The following is a 22486-nucleotide window of genomic DNA, read 5'->3' as shown; positions in this document are numbered from 1 at the left end:
CGCGGCAGCACATGGTTCGAGGACTTCAATGGCGATCACCGAAAGCATCCAGCCAGGCGCGGTGGCCAAGAATGGCCGCGACATCTTCTTCGCGCTCGGCATCGTCGTCATCCTGGCCGTGCTGTTCCTGCCGATCCCGGCCTTTCTCATCGACATCGGCCTCGCCTTCTCGATCGCGCTTTCGGTGCTGATCCTGATGGTGGCGCTGTGGATCCAGCGGCCGCTCGATTTCTCCTCGTTTCCGACCGTGCTGCTCATCGCCACAATGCTCAGGCTGTCGCTCAACATCGCCACCACGCGCATGATCCTGTCGCACGGCAACGAGGGCACGCACGCCGCCGGCTACGTCATCGCCGGCTTCTCCAAGCTGGTGATGGCGAGCGACTTCGTCATCGGCCTGATCGTCTTCATGATCCTGATCGTGGTGAACTTCATCGTCATCACCAAGGGCGCCACCCGTATCGCCGAAGTCGGCGCCCGCTTCACGCTGGACGCCATCCCCGGCAAGCAGATGTCGATTGACGCCGACCTTTCCGCCGGCATGATCGACGACAAGACCGCGCAGTTGCGGCGACGCGAACTGGAGGAGGAGTCCTCCTTCTTCGGCTCGATGGACGGCGCCTCGAAATTCGTCCGAGGCGACGCCATCGCCGGCCTCATCATCACCGCCATCAACATCGTCGGCGGCATTGCCATCGGCTACATCAGGCACGGCATGGGCATGGGCCAGGCCGCCGACGTGTTCATCAAGCTGTCGGTCGGCGACGGCCTCGTCACCCAGATCCCGGCGCTCATCGTCTCGCTCGCCGCCGGCCTGCTCGTTTCCAAGGGCGGCACCCGCGGCTCGACCAACCAGGCCGTGTTCGGTCAGCTCGGCGCCCATCCGCGCGCCCTCTATGTCGCGGCGGCGCTGCTGGTGCTGCTCGGCCTGATGCCCGGCCTGCCGCTCTTCCCGTTCTTCGCGCTGGCCGGCGGCATGGCCGGCCTCGGCTACATTATCCCGATGCGCGCCAACCGCGTCCTCGCCGAGGCCGAGGCGCTGAAGGACAAGGAGAAGGCAAGCAAGGTCGAGGAGGAGAAGAACTCGGTCAAGGCCTCGCTCGCCACCGCCGAGATCGAGCTTCTCATCGGCAAGCAGCTTTCGACCCGTCTCCTGGTATCGCACCAGGAGCTGGTCTTCCGCATGTCCAAGATGCGCAAGAAATTCGCGCAGCAATACGGCTTCGTCGTGCCGGAAGTGCGCGTCGCCGACGATTTCGCCATTCCGCCAAAGAGCTACCAGATCAAGGTGCACGGCACAGTGGTCGCCGAATACCAGATGCGGGTCGGCGAGATCATGGTGCTGCTCGGCAATCGCGACGTGCCCGAAATACCGGGCGAGGAGATCCGCGAGCCGGCCTTCGGCATGCGCGCCTATTCCGTCATGGAAACCTTCGCCGAGGATTTGAAGCGCGAGAACTACACCTTCGCCGACAACATGTCGGTGCTGCTCACCCATCTCTCGGAAGTCATCCGCAACAACCTGCCGCAGCTTCTATCCTACAAGGACATGAAGGCGCTGCTGGAGCGCCAGGACCAGGAATACCGCAAGCTCGCCGACGAGATCTGCACCACGCACATCTCCTATCCCGGCCTGCAAGCGGTGCTGAAGCTGCTTCTGGCCGAGCGCGTCTCGATCCGCAATTTGCATCTGATCATCGAGGCAATCGCCGAGATCGCGCCGCATGTGCGCCGCACCGAGCAGATTGTCGAACATGTCCGCATCCGCATGGCGCAACAGATCTGCGGCGACCTCTCCGAGGGCGGCGTGCTCAAGGTGCTGCGCCTCGGCAACCGCTGGGACCTCGCCTTCCACCAGAGCCTCAAGCGCGATGCCAAGGGCGAGGTGCGCGAGTTCGACATCGATCCGCGCCAGCTCGAGGAATTCGGCCAGGACGCCACCAAGGCGATCAAGAAATTCCTCGAAGCCGGCGAGCGCTTCGTCCTCGTCACCGCGCCCGACGCACGCCCCTATGTGCGCATGATCATCGAGCGCCTGTTCACCACGCTGCCGGTGCTCTCCCACGTCGAAATCGCCAAGGGCGTCGAGATCAGGGTGCTCGGGACCATATCGTGAGCGTTCTCTCGCAGAGCGTCGTCATCGCGGCGTTCCTCGCCTTCTGCCGCATCGGTGCCTGCTTCATGCTGATGCCGGGCCTGTCCAGCGCCCGCGTGCCGGTCCAGGTCAGGCTGTTCGTGGCGGTCGCCGCCACCGGCGGCCTGCTCGCCTTCCTGTGGGACAAGATCTTTCCCTTCGTCGATGCGCGCCCGCAGATCCTGGTGCCGATGATCATCTCGGAACTTCTGGTCGGCGGGCTGATCGGCGCCATGACCAGGCTCTACATGGAAGCCCTGCGTTTCATGGGCTCGGCCATTGCCATGCTGATCGGCTATGGCGGCTCCGGCGGACCGGCGATCGAGGAGCCCGAGCCGCAGGCAGCCCTTGCCGCCATCATCTCGTTCTCGGCGCTGCTGATGCTGTTCGTCTTCGATTTCGACCACGAAATCATACGCGCGCTGGTGACGTCCTACACAGTCGCGCCGGTCAACATCTTCTTCAACCCGCAGGCAGCCCTCGTCGATGTCGCCGACACCGTGTCGGACACGTTCTTCCTGGTCATCCGCCTTGGCAGCCCCTTTGTCGCCTACGCCCTTCTCGTCAACCTGACGATCGGCTTCGTCAACAAGCTGACCCCGCAGATCCCGATCTACTTCATCTCGCAGCCCTTCGTCATCGCCGGCGGCATGATCATCTTCTATTTCGCCATCGGCACCATGCTGTCGCTGTTCGTCGATGGCTTCGTCGACCTGACGTTGGCGAGGTAGCGATGAGCACGCGCAAGGACCGCCTGCGGAAATTGGTCAAGGTGCAGGAACAGCTGAAGGCGCTGCACGAGACCCGCCACGCCACCTTCCTGGCCGCGGCAAACGCCGCCGAGGCCGAGGCCAGGGAATTGATCGGCCATTTCGACCAGGATAATTCCCTCTCCAGCCTGTTCCCCGATCTCTATCACCGCCGCATCGCTCAGGCCGTCGTGCGCCAGGAAGAAAGCCTGGAAAGCGCCAGGCAGGAGGCCGGCCTGATTGCCACGGCAAACGCGCGCACCAACATGGTCGAACGCGCCTACAAGGATGTGCGCAACCGCGACGAGCGCGAACGCTCCGACCGCGAACGGCTGGATTTGATCGCGCAGAAGCGAAGTGAGGAGTAGCCGAGGGAATTCTGTCTAAGACCTGCAAGCTGACGCTGGCAATGACCATGCTAGAGATTGCTGCTGCGCCATCTCCCGGCGCACCGCCTAGCCTTCACAGCGGTCGGTCGACGTTCATGCTTACTTCAGTGACCAGCTTGCGGCGAAGAGCCATGACGTAGTCGTCCGGCCCCTTCGGCGTTATGACGAAGGCTTGGGAACCGCCAATGACCGATTTGGCGAAATAGGATGCCAACGTATTGTCGGGGCTCTCATCTTCCATCGGGATGGCGATCGCGTTGATCGTGTATCCCTTGGCAATGGCGTTCAGCCTGCTCGGCTGAACAGGAAGTCCATCATTGTTCTCACCATTGGAAGAGATGTCGATCACTTTCCTGGCCGCCTTTCCAGGAAACTGGTCGAGCAGAAGACTGCCGATGTCGATGGCTGAGGAAACGGATGTTCCTCTGCGTCCTCTGCGGGTGATCCCGGTATCCCCTTCCTTGCTGATCACCGATGCTGCCGCTCTGGCGTCTTCCAGTCCGCAGATGTTTGTCCACGGAAGCACAGTGCGTGCGTGTCCGGGACTCGACCATTCAAAGTAGGCCACGCTGATGCAGCCAACGTAGTTGCGCGTGATGGCCGCGATGATCTCTGGCGACGTGAGCGCGGCGGCATGACCCTCGCGCTGCAGGTCGGCAATCTTCGGATCGATCGAGGACGAGAAATCGACCGCGAATACGATGGCGACATCGACATCGGCGGCATGTGCCTGCGGTCCCCAAACCATCGAAGCGGCAAGTGCTCCCGCCAGTCTAAGGCACGAGCTAACCCGGTTTGCCGGCCACCTGACCGATCGCGTCGCCGGCTTCGGAATACCCTTCCCTCTCATCCGCGGCTGCTCGTGAAAGGAGCCTGTCACAGACAAGCCAGTTACGTCCTGATGCACAGTTGAGCACATGTCATTCTCCATCGAGCAGCCGTTTCAAAGCGGCCATTTTCAGCAGGTGGAAATTTGGCGAGGGGTGCCCACGCCGAACAGCAGCAGGTCGGCCCTGGTCCACAAAACGTAACAACCAAGCAAGGTCAGTGGCATGGCGAGTAGCGCGAAGGATCCGCCCGACCAGACTTCCGGCAAAGCCAAGCCCAGGGCGACGGCGGCCGCCAAAATCCCGGGCAACCGGCTGGCAAGCACCGCGCTGCGGAATGGATCGGGCCAGGCGGCCGGCCACACCGGAACCTGAGTGCCCGGTGTGTGGTAGGTGCTGCCGAATTTGCCCAGGGCGTGCAGCAGGCCGGACGTCGCCGCAAGCAGAGGATCGCCGAGCAGCAACAGGGCGATGCCGAGCCCGATCGCGCCCAAGCCTGACAGGAAGTCGCCGAGACGGTTGAGGAATAGCAGCAGCAAATTGGCTTTTGTCCTGGACACTCGCCACCCCTCAAACCAAGTCTTCCGTTGACTTGCCCCCCTAATTTAGGAAAGCCTAAGTTACTTGCCGTTACGGCAGCGTTTGAGCGCGGGGGCCAATGGCGGCGAAACGTTAGTTTCGAGTTAGGATTTCGTCAGGCTGGGATAGCGAATGCGAAGTGAGGACAGCGGCGCTGCAAATAGAATCTCACTCTTCGGCGGGTTCCGGATTGATAATGAAACGGCCGGCCCGCTTCGGCTGACCGGTAAACGGGGGCCAGCAATCATTGCTTATCTGGCCCAGAGCCCGGGCATGGCGGCGACGCGGGAGAGGCTGGCGGACCTGTTATGGGGCGACAGCGATAGCGAACATTCGCGCAATAGTCTTCGGCAAACCCTCAGCGTCTTGCGCCGGGATCTATCGCCCGCTCGAGTGGATCTTATCCACTCGAGCGGGGAGTCCATCAATCTCAGGCCTGAGATGGTTCGGGTCGACGTGCAGGAGTTCGAAGCGGGTCTCGGGGCCCGGTCCGCGCACGAACTCGAGACGGCTTTGGCGAGCTACACCGGCCCATTTCTCGACGGACTTTATTTGGGAAGCAGTGGGTTCGATGACTGGGTCGCATCGGAACGCGACAGGCTGCTCGGCCGCGCTCTTGTGTCTTTCGAGAAACTGGCTCGCCTTGTCGACTCTGAAACCGGGCTGGTCCTTGCCGATCGCCTTCTGGCCATGGAACCGACGCGGGAAGAATCTTATCGGCTCAAGATGGAATTATTCCTCGCACGTGGCCAACGCGACAGGGCGATCAAGACATACGAGACTTGCAGAAGCATGCTGAAGAAGGAGTTCGGTGTCGAACCTGGCTCTGAGACGCGGGCGCTTTGGCAATCGCTGCTCCTTGCTGCCGACACGGCGTCAAATGTTCCGTCGGCAAGTGGTAATCCGACCGGCCAGCGCTCCGGGCGCCCCACTATCAGCGTTGCCGACTTCACCAATCTGACCGGAAAGCAAGGCGATGATTTTTTCGCCAGGGGGCTCGTCCAGGACATCACCACGGCCCTCTCCGAGGTAGCCGACTATGTCGTGCTGTCCGCGCCTCCGCCCATGGAGAAGAAAGGCCCAGGCGAAGAAGACAAAACGCCGGGAATGCTCCGGGCGCAATATTTGCTCAGCGGCAGTGTCCAGAGATCCGGCAATGGGCTGAGGGTGAACATCCAGCTTGTCGATACCGCTGGCGGCCAGCATGTCTGGGCCCAGAAATTCGACGGCAACTCAGAGAACGCGCTCGAATTCCAGGACAGGATCGCGCAGTCCGTTGTTCTGGCCGTGATCCTCGAACTTCAACTGACCAACTGGAAAGTCCGCGACAAAAGCCCGCCTGGTCCCCCTGAAGTGCGCAGGTTGGTGAACGAGGCTCTCATGAAGTATTTTGAGATGACGCAGGACTCGCTGTTGGTCGGGATTGAGCTCGCCGAGAAGGCTCTCTTGATAGGTCCCGACAATGCCCGTGCGAAGCGGACGCTCTCGATCGTGATCTCCATGGGCGTGGCGTTTGGCGCACTGCCTCGGAAGGAAGGGTTGATCGAGCGTGCGCTTCAGCTTGCGGAAGCCGCGGTGAGGGCGGTGCCGGACGATGAAATTGCCCGGTGTATCCTGTCATTCGCACTCGAAAGTTCTGGGCGTATCGATGAGGCAGTCGTCGAGTGCCGCCATGCAATCAGCCTCAACCCGAACTATCCAAGTGGTCACGGCGATATTGCGATGCTGTTTGCCCTCCGCGGACAGGTCAGCGAAGCAGTCCGCGAGTCCAACGAGGCAATTCGGCTCGGGGCGTATGACGTCATCGACTTCTGGCGTCACCACGGCTTGGTTGTGGCGCTGTTTGCCGGCGGAGACGATCAGCGGGCGCTCGAAGTCGCCCGCAGGGTGGTCAGGACAAAGCCGGGTTTCGTTCGAGGCGCCCTATATTGGGCTGCGGCCGCGTCGGCAACCGGAAACAACGAAGAGGCGTCCCGGGCCATCCACCATTGCCTCTCACAACTTCCACATCTCAACCTGGGCAATGTCTGCCCCGGCTTTGTGCCACGCTATGTCAAGGATCATCAGCACTCGAGATTTCTTGAAATGTTGTCGAGAGCCGGCCTTCCCAATTCCTAGGGCAAGGGTCAGAAATCGCGGCCGGTCGGTGATCGGCTGGGTCTCAAGCCAATTTCCTCCTGCCGCTCTCCAGTTTTTTCCAAGACGTTCAAATTTGAGCTTCCGTACTCACGCTTTGTCGAGAGTATCTCCTGTAATCACTTGAACCTCCTGCGCCGAAAGTTTTAGCCGTTCTGAATCGCCGGCGGCGACGATGACGATGAAATAGGAGAACGCAATGACTCGCAATCACGTTGAACGTCTTGAAGAGTTCAGGCAAATCCTGATCGCGACTCGACGCGAAGGAGTCCGCAACGTGCACCATACTCGCGACGCGATGCGGGCAAGCGGCTTTCAGATCGGAGACAGCGACGGCTCCAGCTACGGAGCCGAGCTGAAGGCGCTCCAAGAGGAAATCGAGGCAGTCGATCGCGCCATCGAAGACGAGAAGCGGTTGGCCTTGGCCCTCGAGAGCTCGGCTCAATCCCGTCGACCGGCTAAACCGAGAATCGTGAAGGGTACATAGCATCAGGCGCGACCGTTGGCGTTCGTTGCGCCGATCGCCCGCGGCCTGGTGTCGGACTCGCCGCCCTGGTGTCATCTGTTGCGTCGGGAAGGAACAGCCGAGATTGCCTTCTGCCGATGTGTCATCTCGCTCAGACTGCGACTAAACGACAAGTGAGATCACCAGAGCCAGCAAGCCGATGCTGGTGAGAACGGCCCGCGTTACATGGGCATATTCCCAACGATCACGAAGTTGGGTCCAATCCGGCTGCGGACCGTCGCGCTTCCCGCCAGCCCTAAAGAAGGCTGCGCCAGGCGCGCCCACCGGCGCGCCTTCCATCCAGTATTTGTTTACCGGGTGGATCGCGAGCCAATAGATCGCGACCGTTGCCAGCAAGGCAAAGAAAGCGAGCAGAACAGCCCAGAAGGCAGTGGTTCCAGCCGGGGCCAGGAACAGCAGGAGACCGGTCACGACGACACTCAGCGGTTCGGCCGCGCCGCCGATCGTGAAGCCGGGATAATAGATGTGCTGCACGGTGCGATATGTGCGCTCGTCGAGGCGCATCTTGCCTGGCAGCTCCAGGGCGTGCGCGACCGATAGCGCCATGGGCAGCGCGGCGATCACGACAGCCACGACTTGCAGCAGGCTGAACATTCCTCGCCTCCGGGTTCGCCATCGACAATACTATGGGCCGAACGCCGATGGGCGCGCGATGTTCCGTTGTAGCATCTGGATTTGGGGCCTTTTGGCGCCAGGCAACAGGCCGGCCTGATTGCCATGGCAACGCGCACACAAACATGATCGAGCGCGCCTACAAGGACGTGCGCAACCGAGACGAACGCGAACGCTCAGACCGCGAACGGCTGCATTTGATCGCGCAGAAGCGAAGTCAGGAGTAGCCGCGGAATTCTGTGCCGTTGGGTGGCGAGGGCAACCATCTACCCGTCCGCCACCCTCTGGGAACACTGATCGGCGCCGTGGCTCAGCCAGCTTTGCTAAGGTGGAGTTCATCGGCAAGCACACGTTCGTTGGGATCGATCGGACCCAGGTTCTTGACGACCCGGAAGCGACCGCCCTGCGCCTGCGCGATGTACATGTTCATGCGAACATGATGCTGGCCGGGGACCATTTCGGCCGGGCCACCCGGGCCCTCGCTGATGCGGGCGTGATCGAGTGCCCGGATGACCGCGCCCTGCTCGAGCGTGCCGGCTTCGTTCACTGCTGCTTCCCACATCTTGATTGCCCGGTAGTGGCCAGTGCAGCCGCTGCCTGCGGTCAACATGGCGCTGCCGGAGAATCGGTCCTGGTAGCGACGCAGGAGCGCTCGGCCAAACGGATCCTCGAGCTCCTGATAGTAGTCGAGGCAGCTGTAGAGGCCTTCGATCTGTTCGGACGGCACGAGATTGAAGAAGTTCTCGTCGAAGTAGGTGCAGACGATCTTGCCGCCGCGTTTGCCGAAACCGGCCTTGTACAGCTCTTCGAAGAACGGTGTCAGGCCCGGCGGAACGATGGTATTGAAAATCACGTCGGTGCCGCTCGCCATCATCTGATGCACAGTCCGCCTGAAATCGACGGTGTCCAGCGGAAAATACTCCTCGCCGACGATCTCGCCGCCATTGGCACGCACCACCCGGCTCGCCGCCTTGTTCAGCAGATGGGGCCAGATGTAATCAGCCGACGGCAAATAAAACCGCTTCGCGCCGGTGCTGTTCATGAGCCACGGTATCAATGGCTCAACCTGCTGCGCGGGGACGGGTCCCGTGCAGAAGATCAGGGGATGGTTTTCCTGTCCCTCATACTGCTCGGTATAGATGTAGAGCGTCTTGCCCCGCGTAACCGCCTCGCTCTTGATGGCCTGTCGGGTTGAGCTGTAGATGCCGCCTACGACCAGATCGACCTTGTCGACGTCGATCAGTTTCGCGGTCCTTGCCTTGGCGGCGCCGTCGATGGTTTCGCCATCCTCGACGACAAGCTTCAGCGGCCGGCCGAGCAAGCCGCCCCTGGCGTTGATATCGTCGACGAGCATGGTGGTGAGGTTCGCATTGGCGATGCCCATGAAAGACAACGGGCCGGTGAGTTCGGCGATAAGGCCGATCTTGATGGGTTTCGGATTCATTTGATCTCTCCAAATCTTGGGGGGGTCGTCGGGCGCGCGCCGCCGCCGGGTGGCAGGCGGCGCTCAGCGAGGGGACCTCAGGCCTCGTAGTGGCCGAGCAGGAGTGCTGCCTGCGGCTTGCCGACATGGCCGGCTTCCTGCAGGATCGCGGGCACCTCCGGATCCGACACGAAATTCTTCCAGCCCTCGGCGTCCCAGTCGAAGATCGCCCAGACGCGGTCTGGCTCGCTTGGGTCGCGGAAGACGGTCGCACCATTCGAGCCGTGCAGCCGGCGCTTGTCGGCGCCCTTGGTCGAAAAGATACAGATGAAGTGGTCGATATCAGCCACTTTGGTCGTTGCGAGAAGCATTGGATTTCCTCCTGTCGGTCGCGGCCACCATTGGTCCGTCGACAGGATCACGATGCGCGCCCCGGAGCGGGCGCACATGGGGTGGATTCCCTAGGTCTGCGTCTCGCCTGGCCGGACAAGGCCATGCTCGACCGCATAGAGCGCTGCTGCCGCGCGGGTGGTCACGCCGATCTTGGCATAGACGCTCTGGATATGGTGGTCGGCGGTCTTGGGCGAGATATCCAGCTTGCGCGCCGCTTCCTTCGCCGTAAGGCCGGCGGCAATCAGGCGCAGCACCTCGATTTCGCGCGGCGTCATTCCAGCCAGCGGCCGGGGCGGCGTCCGGCGCGACGGTTGCCCGGCGAAGGACAGCACGGCCTCGGCAGCGTCAGGGCAGATGCAGCCCTCGCGAACGGCGGCGCGTAACTGGCTAGCCGCCGCATCACTGGACAGTGCCCGGCGGTGAGGGCGTTCCTCTCGCGACGTCTGGAATGCTTCGGCAGCGGCCAGAATCCTCGCCGCCGGGGACAGGTCGGAGGCGTGGACCTTGCGGTGATAGCCCGAGCCGTCCAGGCGTTCGTGATGGCGAAGCACGAGAGCAGCCATCGCTTCGCCCTCGCGACCGAACGAGGCCAGCGCCCGCTCGCCGTAATAGGCATGCAGCTGCGCCGCGTCGCGCTCACGGACAGACAGCGGGCCGTTACGCATCCAAGTCGCCACCGGCACCACGAGTTCGCCAATATCGTGGATACAACCCGACCAGCGCAGCGCACGCAGGTCGGTGGCGGGAAGCTTCATTTGTCCCCCGGCTCCCTCGGCCAGTTGCGCCACCATCCGAGAATGGCCGTAGGTAAGCGGCATGCGCATGTCGATCATGTCGGCGATGGCAAGGAACGCCTCGTCGCAGCCTGCCTCGTCCAGCGTCACCGGCGGATCGGGCTCGAGCGCCAGTATCGTCTCGCGGTCGACCGTTGCGCCGATCCCCTCCATCAGCGCCGGCGCGTTGGCTGAGACGAGCCGGGCCAGATCCGCTTCGTATGAGCCATCCGCGCGACTGGCGATGGTTTCGGCCATTTCCTCGATGCCGACGGCTTCGCTGAGCGCGATGGCATCCTGCGCCAGCGTAATCAGGCGCACGGCTGGCAGGACATCCTCGCCGCTCAATCCACGCGGCAGGCCCTTGCCGTCCCAGCGTTCGTAAATCTGCCCGAGATTGTGCCGAATCTCCTCGGAAAGGCCGAGCCGTTGGCCGATCCGCTGCGCGACCTCGCAATGCGCGGTAAGCACCGGGCGCGCGACCGCGAGCGCCTGCGACATCGCGGCCTCGATCGCCCTGGCCTGCGCGTCAGGCTCGAGATCATAGTAGAACCGCTTGAAGGCCTGCACGAAGACCCTGCCCAGTTCCGCCCGATTGCCCATGTCAAGACCGACAAGATCCTGACGGAGCGCGATTTCGTCGCCGAAGGTGGCCGACAGAAGGTCCGTGTCGGCATTGCAGCCGACATAGCGCAGCATCGACTGGTGGTAGGCATTGCGCCGAACCTCATCGGGAACACCCCCAAGCGCGGCGATCCGCATTGCAAGCACACAAGATTTCAGCGCGAAGTCGCGAGAATGGCCAGTGGCGAGATCGGAAGCATAGGCCAGGACCATCATGAAGTCCGCGCGGCGCATCGAGACGTCTGTCATCGCACACCCCCCAGTGAGCCCCATGCTAGCCCCGTGGGCCGTCAATACCTAGGGGAAAATCCCAAGCTTGACGTATCGACGCGCGCCTGCATTCCGCCTCCCCTCTCCCTCGCAAGCCTGCCACAAGCTTGTTGAGGCATGGTCTGGCCAAGGAAAACCGGCAAAAGGCGGACTTTCTTGGCGATTTCTCCACCCAGCGACATCGTTATGGATGTCGCCCGAGCCGCGGAGCCGGCGGACATCGAGGCTGCCCGCGCCGCGCTGACGAAGCGCGCGGGCGGTGCTGCCGGCACGTTCTCGGTCGACGCCGCCGCGTCGGTCGATGCCGGCTCGATCCTGTCGCGCGCCACGGCTGACAAGGCCGCGGCGACAGCCGACCCGGCCAAGAAATTCAAGAAATTCGAAGCGATGGTCTTGCAGACCTTCATCCAGAACATGCTGCCCAAGGACACCGAGGGCGTCTACGGCACGGGTCTCGCCGGCGACATGTGGAAATCGCAGCTTGCAGAGCGTGTCGCCGACGTCATGGCCGATCGCGGCGGCATCGGCATCGCCAAGTCGCTGCTCGCCGACCACTACATGGACGGCAAGCGCAAGGTGCCGATCGGCCCGGTTTCAAATGGACCGGAGAAGACCGAGATCGACCAGCAAAACCGTCTGTCCACCTCGCTCGTCCAGGAATTGCAGCGCAAGGCCGCAAGGTCGATGACCGGCGACGAGATAACCACAAAAACAGACATCAAGATCTAAACTGGGAAACGCCATGGCCGACATTACGGAATTCACCCCAAACCTGCCGGCGCGCACGACAGAATCGGAAACACCGATCCAGTTCGCACGGCCTGGAAATCTCGCCGCCATCATCGGCCGCATCGAGGAAGTGGTCGAGGAAGAGACCGCCGGCATCCGTAGCGACACCAGCTACGACCTCAAGGCGTCGAACGCCCGCAAGAGCCGCTATCTCTATGAACTGACCCGCGCCATGAAGGGCGGCAGCGAGGTCGAATTCCTCGAGCAGCACCGCGAAGGCCTGATCCGGCTGCGCCAGAAGCTGGCGAGGAACGAGGCGGCGATCCTGGCGCATCTCTCCGCCGTCAACGAGGTTGCCGGCCTGTTGCGGACCGCCATTCAGCGCGCCGAGACCGACGGCACCTACTCCGCCGTCGAATTCGGCAGGAAAGGTTAGGGCGCGATGACTTCGGGCTCGGGCTCTCGATGATCAAGGTCATTGCCATCGCGGTCTGGATCTGCGCCGCCACGCTCGGCGCGGTGTTCTATTCGTTCCAGGCAGCGGGTGAAAAAGGTGTCGGCGAAACCCCGAAGCCGATGCTGGGCGGGTTGGACTACGTCAAGACCGACATCATTTCGGTGCCGCTGATCCACAACGCCTCGATCGACGGCTACTTCCTGACCAAGCTCGTCTACACTGTCGAGCCGGAGCAGATAAAGAAGCTGTCGATCCCGGCCGACGCGCTGATCACCGATCAGGTCTACACCTATCTCTATTCCAACCCCCAGATCGACTTCACCAACAAGCAAACGATCGACCTCGATGCCTTTCGCGCCGCGATCCGCGACACCATCAACACCCGTGTCGGCGCGAACCTGGTGCATGAGGTCCTGATCGATCAGGTCAACTTCCTGTCGAAGGACGAAATCCGCGACAACTGGCTGCGCCGCAAGAAAAGCGAGACCGCAAGCGAGATGACCAAGGCGTTCAAGGACCATTGAGCCCCGCAAGGTGCTGCCCGTGCCGACGCCGGCATGTGCGGCGATAGGAACCAGCCCCTGCAAACTGCATTGACGTAAACGTCAATCCAAAGCTATATGCGGCAGCGATCATGATCGCCAAAGATGCGGCACGGGCTTCCGCCGGACCGTAATGCCCTGCGCTACAGATACAACCAGACAAGCAGATGCAACCAGACAGGAGAACAGCGTGAGCGTTCAGCAGATTGCCGAGAAGATCAAGTCACGCGTGGCCAGCAGCGGGTTCGATCGTTCCGTGAAGTTCGACACCGGAAGCGACGGCGTCATCGTCATCGACGGTGCCACCGTCTCGAACACCGATGCCCCGACCGACTGCACCATCAAGCTCTCGCTCGACGACCTGGACTCGCTGATCGCGGGCGATCTGAACCCGACCATGGCGTTCATGACCGGCAAGATCAAAGTCGAAGGCGACATGACGGTCGCCATGGCGCTGAGCCAGTTGATCGGCTGAGTGCGCGGCCGCTTGAACGCGGCTTTTTGAGATCAGACAAACGCCGCCTTTCGGCGGCGTTTGTCTGAGGAGTGATGGGTTAGTGTCTTAGGCCGCCAGCGTCGGCGCCTGCGCCTTCAGCTTGCGGCCGGCAGCCTTCAGCGTGCCCATAGCGCCGTCAAGCGCCCCGTCCACCAGTTTCAGTGCCAGCAGCCGATGCCGCTCATAAGGTCCGGGCATGGCGAGCGAACCGGTCCTGGCGGCCGAGAACCCAAAGCGTCCGTAGTAGGGCGCATCGCCCACCAGAAGGATTGCCGCGTGGCCGAGGCGCGCCGCCTCGGCGATGGCATGGCGCATCAGCGCCGAACCGATGCCGGCGTTCTTGAGCGACGGGTCGACGGCGAGCGGGCCAAGCAGCAATGCCGCCGCACCGCCCTCGCCCAGCCTGACATCCCACAGCCGCACCGTGCCGGCAACGCCGCCCGAGGCATCGCGCGCGACGAAGGCCAGGCCTTCCGAAGGCCGGCGGCCGCGCCGCAGCTTCTCCGACGATTTGGTCTTGCGCTTCGGCCCCATGGCACGATCGAGCAAGGCTTCGCGCGCCGCGACGTCGGCAACGGTTTCCGCGACCATCATGAAGGCCGGCGCATGAGCTACGAGTTCAACTGACATTTCCATTTCCGCAATCCCTGGCGAGCGGAGATCTGTTCCACAGGCGAGCCCGGGTGGGCGACATGCGCCCACCTGGGATGATCTGATCGGCTCTCTCAGCGCATTTTCGGGCGAAATCGTGTCCGGTTCGCCGTTCGAAAATGCGCCAAGGAAGCGCCGTCAGATCACGTAGGATCGGAGAGGCTCGAAGCCGTTGAACGCGACCGCCGAGTAGGTTGTCGTGTAGGCGCCGGTGCCTTCGATCAGCACCTCGTCGCCGATGGTCAGCGACAAGGGCAGCGGATAGGGCGTCTTTTCGTACATCACGTCGGCCGAATCGCAAGTCGGGCCGGCGAGCACGCAAGGCGCGGTCTCCGTGCCGTCATGACGGGTGACGATCGGGTAGCGGATCGCCTCGTCCATCGTCTCGGCCAGGCCACCGAACTTGCCGATGTCGAGGAACACCCAGCGCACATTGTCGTTATCGGCCTTCTTCGAGATCAGCACGACTTCCGACTTGATGACGCCGGCATTGCCCACCATGCCACGGCCCGGCTCGATGATGGTCTCCGGGATCGCGTTGCCGAAATGCTTGCGCAGCGCCGAGAAGATCGCCTGGCCATAGGCCTGGGCCGCCGGCACGTCGCGCAGGTAGCGCGTCGGGAAACCGCCGCCCATGTTCACCATCTTCAAGACGATGCCTTCCTCGGCGAGCGTCGCGAAAACCGTCTTGGCGTCGCGCAGCGCACGGTCCCAGGCGGTCAGGTCGGTCTGCTGCGAGCCGACGTGGAACGACACGCCATAGGCGTCGAGGCCGAGGCCCTTGGCATGGCGCAGCACGTCGACGGCCATCGCCGGCATGCAGCCGAACTTGCGCGACAGCGGCCACTCGGCGCCCTCGCCGTCGGTCAGCACGCGGCAGAACACGCGCGCGCCTGGAGCGACGCGGGCGACCTTCTCGACCTCCTCGACGCAATCGACCGCGAACAGGCGGATGCCGAGCTGGTAGGCGCGTGCGATGTCACGCTCCTTCTTGATGGTGTTGCCGAAGGAGATGCGGTCCGCCGGCGCACCGGCGTCCATCGCCATCTCGACTTCGGCAACGGAAGCGGTGTCGAAGGACGAGCCCATCGCAGCAAGGAGACGCAGGATTTCCGGCGCCGGGTTTGCTTTCACCGCATAGTAGATCCTGGAATCGGGCAGCGCCTTCTCGAAGGCGCGGAAATTGTCGCGAACGACATCGAGGTCGACGACGAGGCAAGGGCCGGTCGGACGTCGGGTGGCGAGGAAGTCGAGGATGCGCTGAGTGGCCATCGGGATTCTCCATCACGCCTTTCGGCGCGCACAAGGGTGCGGACGCGGGCTTTCGGCCTCGCGAACACGCGGTGGACAAAGGCGGGACGGAAAATCATGGAACCAGCCGGTGGAGACCCCGGAACCATGAAACGCCGTCTCGCGGCGATGAACCTCAGCCTTGCCCGGCTTCAGTTCGCTTTGTCTGCCTTGGCTTGGATTGGGAGAACCCCGTTCCGCACTGCCGGCAATGATGGTGTGCCTCTTCAGTAACCCCGGTCTTTGGACAACCGGCAGAGAACCAGAAAGGCCCGCACCGTCGTTGCTTCAAGGTGTCCTCGGTCTGGCGGTTGGCCGCTAAACCGACTGGAGGGGTTAGCTCCAGTTACCTTACCGATTTCCCTCGCCATTCGAGGATCGGCGGACACCCACAGGCACGTGCGACTTTGGGCAAGCGCGATATAAGAGCGAAGAGTTTCACAATCAATAAAAATCGTATCCAAGGTTGTAAAATTTCTGGCGTCGAACAAAGTTGGCTCAACCGTATCCGGATAGCGAACGATGACAGGCACGCGTGGCCCTCTCAATGCCTTTCTCGATCTTCGCCAGATGCCGGTGGCGCATGCCGCGCTTGGCCCGCTGGCCGGCCTGCGGCTGGCCGTAAAGGACATCTACGACGTTGCCGGCTATCGCAGCGGCTGTGGCAATCCCAGGAAATTCGCCGATAGCCCGGCCGCCTCGCGCACGGCGCCGGCGGTGCAGATGATTCTCGATGCCGGCGCGCGCTTCGTCGGCAAGACACAGACCGACGAGCTTGCCTTCGCGCTGTTCGGCCAGAACGCGCATTTTTCGTTTCCGGTGAACCCGGCCGCGCCCGACCGCGTCACCGGCGGCTCGTCGTCGGGATCGGCGGCGGCGGTGGCGGGCAAGCTCGCCGACATCGCCACCGGCTCCGACACCGGCGGCTCGATCCGAGCGCCGGCGAGCTTTTGCGGACTGATCGGGCTGCGCACCACGCATGGCCGCATTTCGCTCGACGGCACCATGAAGCTGGCGCCGAGTTTCGACACTTTCGGCTGGTTCGCCGACGACATCGAGACTTACGAGACCGTCGGCAAGCTGCTGCTCGGCCGCGACCCGCACCATCACCATCTGGACCGCCCGCTGGCGCTCGGCTGGCTGGACGAGCTGGTCGCCCGCCCGGCACTTGCCGAATATGCCGGAATGAAGAGGTTGGCGAGCGCGGTTTTCGGCGCGCCGACGACGCCGACGATGCCCTTCAGTTCGTCTCCGGATGAACTCTACTGGTGCTTTCGCCGCCTCCAGGCCAAGGAAGCCTGGGGCGTGCATGGCGAATGGATCACCAGCGGCGAGCGTGACCTCGGCCCCGGCGTCGAGGAGCGTTTCGGCTTCGGCCGCGCCGTCGACGAGCGGACGGCGCAGGCTGAGGAGGTGCGAAGGCTGGTCTTTCGCGATGAACTCGGCGCCCTGCTCGGCAAGGACGGCTTCCTCGTTCTGCCGACGGTGCCGGGCCCGGCGCCCTATGTCGACTCGACGCCGGAGCAATTCCAGGCCTATCGCGAGCGGGCGCTGCACCTTCTGTGCCTCGCCGGGCTCTCCGGCTTTCCACAGATCACCTTGCCCATCGGCTCGGTCGCCGGCGCTCCGTTCGGCCTGTCGCTGCTTGGCCCTTCCGGCAGCGACATTGCCCTGATACGGCTCGGCCGAAAACTTCTCGACGCAGCAAAGGCCTGACAATGGACACACTGACCCGCATGCGCGCCTTCATCGACGTCGTCGAGGCCGAAGGCTTTTCGGCGGCCGCGCGCAAGATCGGCCGCTCCAAGGCGCTGCTGTCGAAATATGTGCGCGAGCTGGAGGACGAGCTCGGCGCGCTGCTCCTCAACCGCACCACGCGCCAGTTCTCGATGACCGAGGCCGGCCACACCTATTACCGGCGCGCCTCCGAGATCGTGCGCGAGGTCGACAGTCTCGCCGACGCCGTGCGCGAATCATCCGGCGACGTGCGTGGCCGCATCAAGGTGTCGGCGCCGCGCACCTTCGCTGACGCGCCGATCGGTCAGTCGCTGATCGACTTCGCCAAGCAGCACCCCGACATCGTGCTCGATATCCAGCTCGACGACCGCTTCGTCGATCTGGTCGAGGAAGGCTTCGACCTCGCGGTCCGCATCTCGCGCCTGGAGAATTCGTCGCTGATCGCCAGGCGGCTGGCGCCGTTTTCGGTAAAACTCTGCGCCTCGCCGGAGTTGATCGCCAAGCATGGCATGCCGACGCGTCCGCAGGACCTCGGCCACATGCCTTGCATCGTCGACACCAATGGCCGCGGGCTGAACAACTGGCCGTTCAAGGGTGACAATAACGACCAGCTGAGCGTCGCGGTGTCGGGCCCGATCGAGGTCAACAGCCCGATGGCGGCGCGCGCCGCCGCCATATCGGGGCTCGGATTCTGCATCCTGCCGGATTTCATCGCCGCGCCCGATTTGAAGAGCGGCCTGCTGGTGACGGCGCTCGATGACCGCATCCTGTCCGGCGGCGGCATCTTCGCCGTCTACCCGCACCGCCGCTATCTGCCGGCCAAGGTCCGCGTCTTCGTCGACTTCCTGGTGCAATGGTTCAGGACGCGCGAGATCGCCTAGCCGGTTTTAACCGTCTCAAGGTCCCAATTTCGCCCCCTTTCTGGTCACTCTCGACATCTCTCCGAGGCCAATGGAATCGCGACCGGTAATGCACCTGAAACGGCACGCAATCATGCTGGCTTCGGCCTTGACGGCGATCTTTGCCGCGACTGGTCCAGCTTACGTGCACCCGCACGTCTTCGCCGAGGCGCGCCTCGACGTGATCCTCGGCCCGGATCACCAAACCGTGAAGGCGCTGCGCCATCTGTGGCGCTTCGACGACCTGTTTTCGAGTACGGTGATGATGGAGTTCGACAAGAACTCCGATCTGAAACTTGACGACAAGGAGCTGAAGGAGGTCGCCGACACGGTTCACGCCTCGCTGGCCGAATTCAATTACTTCCAGCTCGTCACGCAGAACGGCAAGGACGTGACGATGGTGCCGCCGCCGCATCTGATGGCCAATTTCGACAACGACCAGTTGATCATCCTGTTCGAGTCCGAACCCAAGGTCCCGATCAAGCTGACCGGCACGATCGACATCGGCGTCTACGACCCGACCTTCTACACGGCGATCGACTTCACCGAGGATTCCAACATCACGGTCGAAGGCCTGCCGTCCAATTGCACCAGCAAGGTGATCCGTCCGGACCCGGATGAGGCGATCAAGGAAAACCAGAAGACGCTGACGGATGCCTTCTTCAACGACCCGACAGGCACCGACATGAGCAAGATCTTTGCCACCAAGCTCGAACTGACCTGTCAGCCAGAAGGATGAAGCCGGTGACGAAACCGTCCCTGCGTTTGGCATTCGGCCTGTTGGCCCTCACCTTTGCCGCGATGCATTTCGCCAACGCCGCGCATGCCCAGTCCTCGCTCGGCATCGGCGTCAATGACGGCATGGCGCCGAGCACCGGTCCGTTCGCCCACATCCTGATGTGGATCAATCTACGCCAGCAGGAATTCTACCGCGCGCTGGCAGCAGCCATGAAGGCGATGCGCCAGGACAACAGCAAGATCTGGATCCTTATCGGCCTGTCCTTCGCCTATGGCATCTTCCATGCCGCCGGCCCCGGCCACGGCAAAGCCGTCATCTCGTCCTACATGGTGGCCAATGAAGTGGCGCTGCGGCGCGGCATCCTGTTGTCCTTCGTCTCGGCCCTGCTCCAGGGCTTGACGGCGATCGTGGTCATGCTGCTCGCCTATTTCGTCCTGCGCGGCACCACCATCTCGATGACCGACGCGGCCTGGTTCATGGAGATCATGAGCTTTGCGCTGGTCACCCTGTTCGGCGCCTGGCTGCTGTGGCGCAAGCTCGGCCCTTCCGTCCTGCGCCTGTTTGGCAAAGGTCCCGCCTACAGCCTGTCGGCGGCTCACGCCGGCCATTCTCATGGTAGCCATTCTCATGGTGGCCATTCTCATGCGGGTCACTCCCACGCCGGCCATTCGCATGCCGCCCACAGCCATTCGGCGCATGCCCATTCGCACGCTCTCCATGTGCATGACGATCACGGCCATGCGCATGACCATTCGCACGATCACCACGACCATAGCGCGCATGACCACCATCATGACCATGGCGCGCATGCCCATCACGATCACGCTGCGGGCGAGGTCTGCGAAACCTGCGGCCACTCGCACGCACCCGATCCGGCGCTGCTCTCTGGCGATCGCTTCGATTGGCGCACCGCCTGGTCGGCGGTGGCGGCGGTTGGCATCCGCCCCTGCTCCGGCGCGCTGATCGTGCTCAGCTTCGCCCTGCTCAACGGGCTGTGGCTCGGCGGCCTGCTGTCGGTGCTGGCAATGTCGATCGGCACCGCCATCACCGTCTCGGTACTGGCGACGCTTGCCGTGACCGCCAAGAACTGGGCGGTGTATTTCGCCGGCGACGGCCGCATGGGCAACCGCATCCATTCGATCGTCGAGATCGGCGGCGCCGCCTTCGTGTTCCTGTTCGGACTTTTGCTGCTGTCGGCGAGCCTGACAGGCAGCGTCTAGGCCTGCTCGAACGGATGGGCTGCACGAACTCCTAATCGGGGAGCTTGCCGCCTAGCTCATCCTCGACATGGGCGCGGATGATATCGTCAAAGCTCTTCTCGGCGCTGAAGCCGAGCTCCCGTGACCGCTTCGCCTCGAACCGAGTCGGCCAGCCCTTGACGATCGCCCAGATCGTCTCGTCCGGCACCTCACGGATCAGGCTTGTCACTTTTGGCCCTGCAATGCGTTCCAGCGCCTCGATCTGCTCGCCGACGGTGACGGCGACACCAGGCATCGTTAGGTTGCGGCGTGGCCCGACGGCGGCGCCGTCGATCCCGGCGGCATGGATCAGGAAGTTCACCGCCGAGCGCGGGCTGGCGTGGGTGTGCACGACCGAGCGCGGCACCGGCAGGATCGCTTCATGGCCGCTCAAGGGCTCGCGGATGATGCCGGAGAAGAAGCCGGAAGCCGCCTTGTTCGGCTTGCCGGGCCGCACGCAGATGGTCGGCAGCCGGATGCCGATGCCATCGAAGAAGCCGCGCCTGGAATAGTCGGCCAGCAGCGCTTCGCTCATCTGCTTCTGGGTGCCGTAGGAGGTCAGCGGCGTCGGATGGAAGTCGTCGGGAATGACATCCGGGAATGGCGCGCCGAATACCGCGATCGACGAGGTGAAGACGACGCGCGGCGCAAAACCGGCCAGCCGGATGGCGTCGAACAGGGCGCGCGTGCCGTCGAGATTGACGCGGTAGCCGAGATCGAAATTCGCTTCCGCCTCGCCCGACACGATGCCGGCAAGATGGAACACGACATCGGGTCGCGAAGCCACCAGGCCTTCGGCGGCGCCCGCCGCGGCGAGGTCGCCGGTATGGGTATTGATGCTGACGCCGTCCATCGCCGGCGCCTGTGGCGGCACGATGTCGTGCAAATCGAGCGCGGTGATCTTCTCGGCCCGCAGCGTGCCGTCCTTTGCCAGCCGGGCGATGAGCTTGCGGCCGACCATGCCCGCGGCGCCCGTGATCAGAATGCGCATGTCAAAATCCCTTACTTGCCCTGATTTTTGCGCTGGCTGCGCGCGCGCAGCCAGAACACTAGGAAGAACGCCATCACGAACACGGTGCCGAACACACCGGCCAGCACGGTCGAAAAACTGCCGAGTGCCAGCATCATGGTCGGCAGGTAGAAGGCGGCAATGCCGAACAGAAGCATGATCCAGACCGCCGCGATGGCCGCATTGCGCGTGTCGCGGTCCATCATGCCGCACCGGGGCGGCGGTCGTCGGGCTCGGTTTTCAAAGCTGGAGAACTCCTGAGGCAGGTTCGATCGATGGTCATCGACAGGACCTAGTGATAGTGGCCGTGATGCGGGACAGCATCGTGCTCGTGCTCGTGATGGTGGTCGTCGCCCTCGTCGGTGCACTTTCCGAATTCCGGCTCCACGGTGGCATGGCTGATGCCGTGCGCGCTGGCAAGCCGCTTCTTGACGGCGCTGACCGCCTGATACGCATCGACGCCGTCATTGAGGCAGGCATGCAGCGTCGCCATGTTGCTGGCGCCATCGAGCGACCAGATATGCATATGGTGCACCTCCCGCACGCCCCTAACCGTGGCCTCGATATCCCGGGCGATTAGGTCCCGGTCGAGGCTTGGCGGCACGCCTTCGAGCAGCACATGGGCCGCGGCGCGCATCAGCGACCAGGCCGTCGACAGGATGAGCAGCGAGACCAGCACCGACAGGATCGGGTCGATCGGCGTCCAGCCGGTCGCCAGGATCACCAGTGCGGCCACGATCGCCGCGGCCGAGCCGAGCAGGTCGCCAAGCACATGCAGGATGGCGCCACGCATGTTCAGGCTTTCGCGGTCGCCGCCATGCAGCACGAAGAAGGAGCCGAGATTGACCAGCAGGCCGAGGACCGCCACCACCAGCATCGGTCCGCCCAGCACCGGCGCCGGCGTCTGCAGTCGCTCCCACGCCTCGTAGATGATCCACAGCGCGATGACGAAGATGGCGATGCCGTTGGTGTAGGCCACCAGCGTCTTGACCCGGCCGAAGCCGTAGGTGAGCTGGCCGGTCGCGGGCCGTCCCGCAAGGTGGAAGGCATACCAGGCAAGGCCCAGCGCGATCGCGTCGGCGAGCATGTGCCCGGCATCGGCCAGCAGCGCCAGCGAGCCGGTGAAGAGGCCGCCGAGTGCCTCCGCCACCATGAACCCCGCCGTCAGGCCGGCCGCGATCAGCACGCGCTTCTTGTCGGTCGAGCCATGCACATGGCCGGCCCCGCCGTGATCATGGCCGCTATGGTCGTGGGAATGGGCCAA

General features: G+C 63.3%; 24 protein-coding genes. 13 read left to right on the top strand and 11 right to left on the bottom strand.

The features are described 5' to 3' along the window. Nucleotides 1-28: 28 nt before the first annotated feature. From flhA to AC0NIH_RS09640, 3 genes are read left to right on the top strand one after another with little or no spacing between them, the layout of a single operon-like run. Nucleotides 29-2116, top strand: coding sequence for a flagellar biosynthesis protein FlhA (gene flhA / locus AC0NIH_RS09650; protein WP_140570824.1), 2088 nt, complete (start codon nucleotides 29-31; stop codon nucleotides 2114-2116). Beyond that, complete coding sequence (fliR, locus tag AC0NIH_RS09645; RefSeq protein ID WP_023778482.1) at nucleotides 2113-2865, top strand: flagellar biosynthetic protein FliR; 753 nt, start codon at nucleotides 2113-2115, stop codon at nucleotides 2863-2865. The genes flhA and fliR overlap by 4 nt, the downstream gene beginning before the upstream one ends. A gap of 2 nt (nucleotides 2866-2867) precedes the next feature. Continuing rightward, entirely contained in the window at nucleotides 2868-3251 is a 384-nt protein-coding gene (locus tag AC0NIH_RS09640; protein WP_023765768.1) for a hypothetical protein, read from the top strand. Nucleotides 3252-3345: 94 nt separating this feature from the next. Here the strand turns inward: AC0NIH_RS09640 and AC0NIH_RS09635 are convergent, their stop codons facing one another. Together AC0NIH_RS09635 and AC0NIH_RS09630 are read right to left on the bottom strand one after the other, a co-directional pair. Next, entirely contained in the window at nucleotides 3346-4191 is an 846-nt protein-coding gene (locus AC0NIH_RS09635; RefSeq protein ID WP_473465086.1) for a DUF1194 domain-containing protein, read from the bottom strand. Between the two features lie 39 nt (nucleotides 4192-4230). After that, nucleotides 4231-4659 carry a hypothetical protein gene (locus AC0NIH_RS09630; RefSeq protein ID WP_473465084.1) on the bottom strand — a complete coding sequence of 143 codons (429 nt, stop codon included), beginning with the start codon at nucleotides 4657-4659 and terminating at the stop codon, nucleotides 4231-4233. Nucleotides 4660-4810: 151 nt separating this feature from the next. Between AC0NIH_RS09630 and AC0NIH_RS09625 the strand changes: the two genes are divergently transcribed. Next, complete coding sequence (locus AC0NIH_RS09625; protein ID WP_473465081.1) at nucleotides 4811-6796, top strand: BTAD domain-containing putative transcriptional regulator; 1986 nt, start codon at nucleotides 4811-4813, stop codon at nucleotides 6794-6796. Between the two features lie 217 nt (nucleotides 6797-7013). Further along, entirely contained in the window at nucleotides 7014-7301 is a 288-nt protein-coding gene (locus AC0NIH_RS09620; protein ID WP_473465078.1) for a hypothetical protein, read from the top strand. A 141-nt stretch (nucleotides 7302-7442) separates the two neighbouring features. Here the strand turns inward: AC0NIH_RS09620 and AC0NIH_RS09615 are convergent, their stop codons facing one another. From AC0NIH_RS09615 to AC0NIH_RS09600, 4 genes are all read right to left on the bottom strand, one after another. Further along, the gene (locus tag AC0NIH_RS09615; protein ID WP_473465075.1) at nucleotides 7443-7934 is read right to left on the bottom strand and encodes an anthrone oxygenase family protein; all 492 of its coding nucleotides are present in this window, start codon (nucleotides 7932-7934) and stop codon (nucleotides 7443-7445) included. Between the two features lie 328 nt (nucleotides 7935-8262). Continuing rightward, nucleotides 8263-9336 carry a substrate-binding protein gene (locus AC0NIH_RS09610; protein WP_474025193.1) on the bottom strand — a complete coding sequence of 358 codons (1074 nt, stop codon included), beginning with the start codon at nucleotides 9334-9336 and terminating at the stop codon, nucleotides 8263-8265. 137 nt (nucleotides 9337-9473) lie between these two features. After that, the gene (locus tag AC0NIH_RS09605) at nucleotides 9474-9746 is read right to left on the bottom strand and encodes a hypothetical protein (protein WP_473465070.1); all 273 of its coding nucleotides are present in this window, start codon (nucleotides 9744-9746) and stop codon (nucleotides 9474-9476) included. Nucleotides 9747-9836: 90 nt separating this feature from the next. Beyond that, nucleotides 9837-11414: an HD domain-containing phosphohydrolase gene (locus AC0NIH_RS09600; protein WP_473465067.1), complete on the bottom strand. Its 1578-nt coding sequence runs from the start codon at nucleotides 11412-11414 to the stop codon at nucleotides 9837-9839. Between the two features lie 138 nt (nucleotides 11415-11552). Here AC0NIH_RS09600 and AC0NIH_RS09595 point away from each other — a divergent pair, with 138 nt between their 5' ends. From AC0NIH_RS09595 to AC0NIH_RS09580, 4 genes are all read left to right on the top strand, one after another. Beyond that, nucleotides 11553-12164 (top strand): rod-binding protein, encoded by a 612-nt coding sequence (locus AC0NIH_RS09595; RefSeq protein WP_287269964.1) that lies wholly within the window; start codon nucleotides 11553-11555, stop codon nucleotides 12162-12164. A gap of 13 nt (nucleotides 12165-12177) precedes the next feature. Then, entirely contained in the window at nucleotides 12178-12600 is a 423-nt protein-coding gene (locus AC0NIH_RS09590; protein ID WP_287269965.1) for a hypothetical protein, read from the top strand. A gap of 29 nt (nucleotides 12601-12629) precedes the next feature. Further along, nucleotides 12630-13145: a hypothetical protein gene (locus AC0NIH_RS09585; protein WP_013893172.1), complete on the top strand. Its 516-nt coding sequence runs from the start codon at nucleotides 12630-12632 to the stop codon at nucleotides 13143-13145. 208 nt (nucleotides 13146-13353) lie between these two features. Continuing rightward, nucleotides 13354-13638: an SCP2 sterol-binding domain-containing protein gene (locus AC0NIH_RS09580; RefSeq protein WP_023765779.1), complete on the top strand. Its 285-nt coding sequence runs from the start codon at nucleotides 13354-13356 to the stop codon at nucleotides 13636-13638. An 87-nt stretch (nucleotides 13639-13725) separates the two neighbouring features. Here AC0NIH_RS09580 and AC0NIH_RS09575 read toward each other — a convergent pair whose 3' ends face one another. After that, nucleotides 13726-14295 carry a GNAT family N-acetyltransferase gene (locus AC0NIH_RS09575; protein ID WP_473465063.1) on the bottom strand — a complete coding sequence of 190 codons (570 nt, stop codon included), beginning with the start codon at nucleotides 14293-14295 and terminating at the stop codon, nucleotides 13726-13728. A 153-nt stretch (nucleotides 14296-14448) separates the two neighbouring features. Then, entirely contained in the window at nucleotides 14449-15582 is a 1134-nt protein-coding gene (odc2, locus tag AC0NIH_RS09570; RefSeq protein ID WP_473465060.1) for an ornithine/lysine decarboxylase, read from the bottom strand. A 540-nt stretch (nucleotides 15583-16122) separates the two neighbouring features. Between odc2 and AC0NIH_RS09565 the strand changes: the two genes are divergently transcribed. The 4 genes from AC0NIH_RS09565 (at nucleotide 16123) to AC0NIH_RS09550 (ending at nucleotide 20195) form a co-directional block, all read left to right on the top strand. Further along, nucleotides 16123-17316 (top strand): amidase, encoded by a 1194-nt coding sequence (locus AC0NIH_RS09565; RefSeq protein ID WP_473465057.1) that lies wholly within the window; start codon nucleotides 16123-16125, stop codon nucleotides 17314-17316. A gap of 2 nt (nucleotides 17317-17318) precedes the next feature. Further along, nucleotides 17319-18218: a LysR family transcriptional regulator gene (locus tag AC0NIH_RS09560; RefSeq protein WP_013893168.1), complete on the top strand. Its 900-nt coding sequence runs from the start codon at nucleotides 17319-17321 to the stop codon at nucleotides 18216-18218. Between the two features lie 88 nt (nucleotides 18219-18306). After that, the gene (locus tag AC0NIH_RS09555) at nucleotides 18307-18975 is read left to right on the top strand and encodes a DUF1007 family protein (protein ID WP_287269969.1); all 669 of its coding nucleotides are present in this window, start codon (nucleotides 18307-18309) and stop codon (nucleotides 18973-18975) included. Further along, entirely contained in the window at nucleotides 18972-20195 is a 1224-nt protein-coding gene (locus AC0NIH_RS09550; protein ID WP_473465053.1) for a nickel/cobalt transporter, read from the top strand. Before AC0NIH_RS09555 ends, AC0NIH_RS09550 begins: the two co-directional genes overlap by 4 nt. Before the next feature lie 31 nt (nucleotides 20196-20226). Here the strand turns inward: AC0NIH_RS09550 and denD are convergent, their stop codons facing one another. The 3 genes from denD to AC0NIH_RS09535 form a co-directional block, all read right to left on the bottom strand. After that, nucleotides 20227-21204 carry a D-erythronate dehydrogenase gene (gene denD / locus AC0NIH_RS09545; RefSeq protein ID WP_473465050.1) on the bottom strand — a complete coding sequence of 326 codons (978 nt, stop codon included), beginning with the start codon at nucleotides 21202-21204 and terminating at the stop codon, nucleotides 20227-20229. 11 nt (nucleotides 21205-21215) lie between these two features. Further along, nucleotides 21216-21428, bottom strand: coding sequence for a hypothetical protein (locus AC0NIH_RS09540; RefSeq protein WP_352709868.1), 213 nt, complete (start codon nucleotides 21426-21428; stop codon nucleotides 21216-21218). 86 nt (nucleotides 21429-21514) lie between these two features. Further along, a complete protein-coding gene (locus AC0NIH_RS09535) occupies nucleotides 21515-22486 on the bottom strand; it encodes a cation diffusion facilitator family transporter (RefSeq protein WP_352709866.1) in 972 nt (323 codons plus the stop codon).

This window comes from Mesorhizobium sp. WSM1386 (assembly GCF_055901595.1).
The sequence above is the reverse complement of the archived record's forward strand: the minus strand, read 5'-3'. Positions and strand labels throughout refer to the sequence as shown.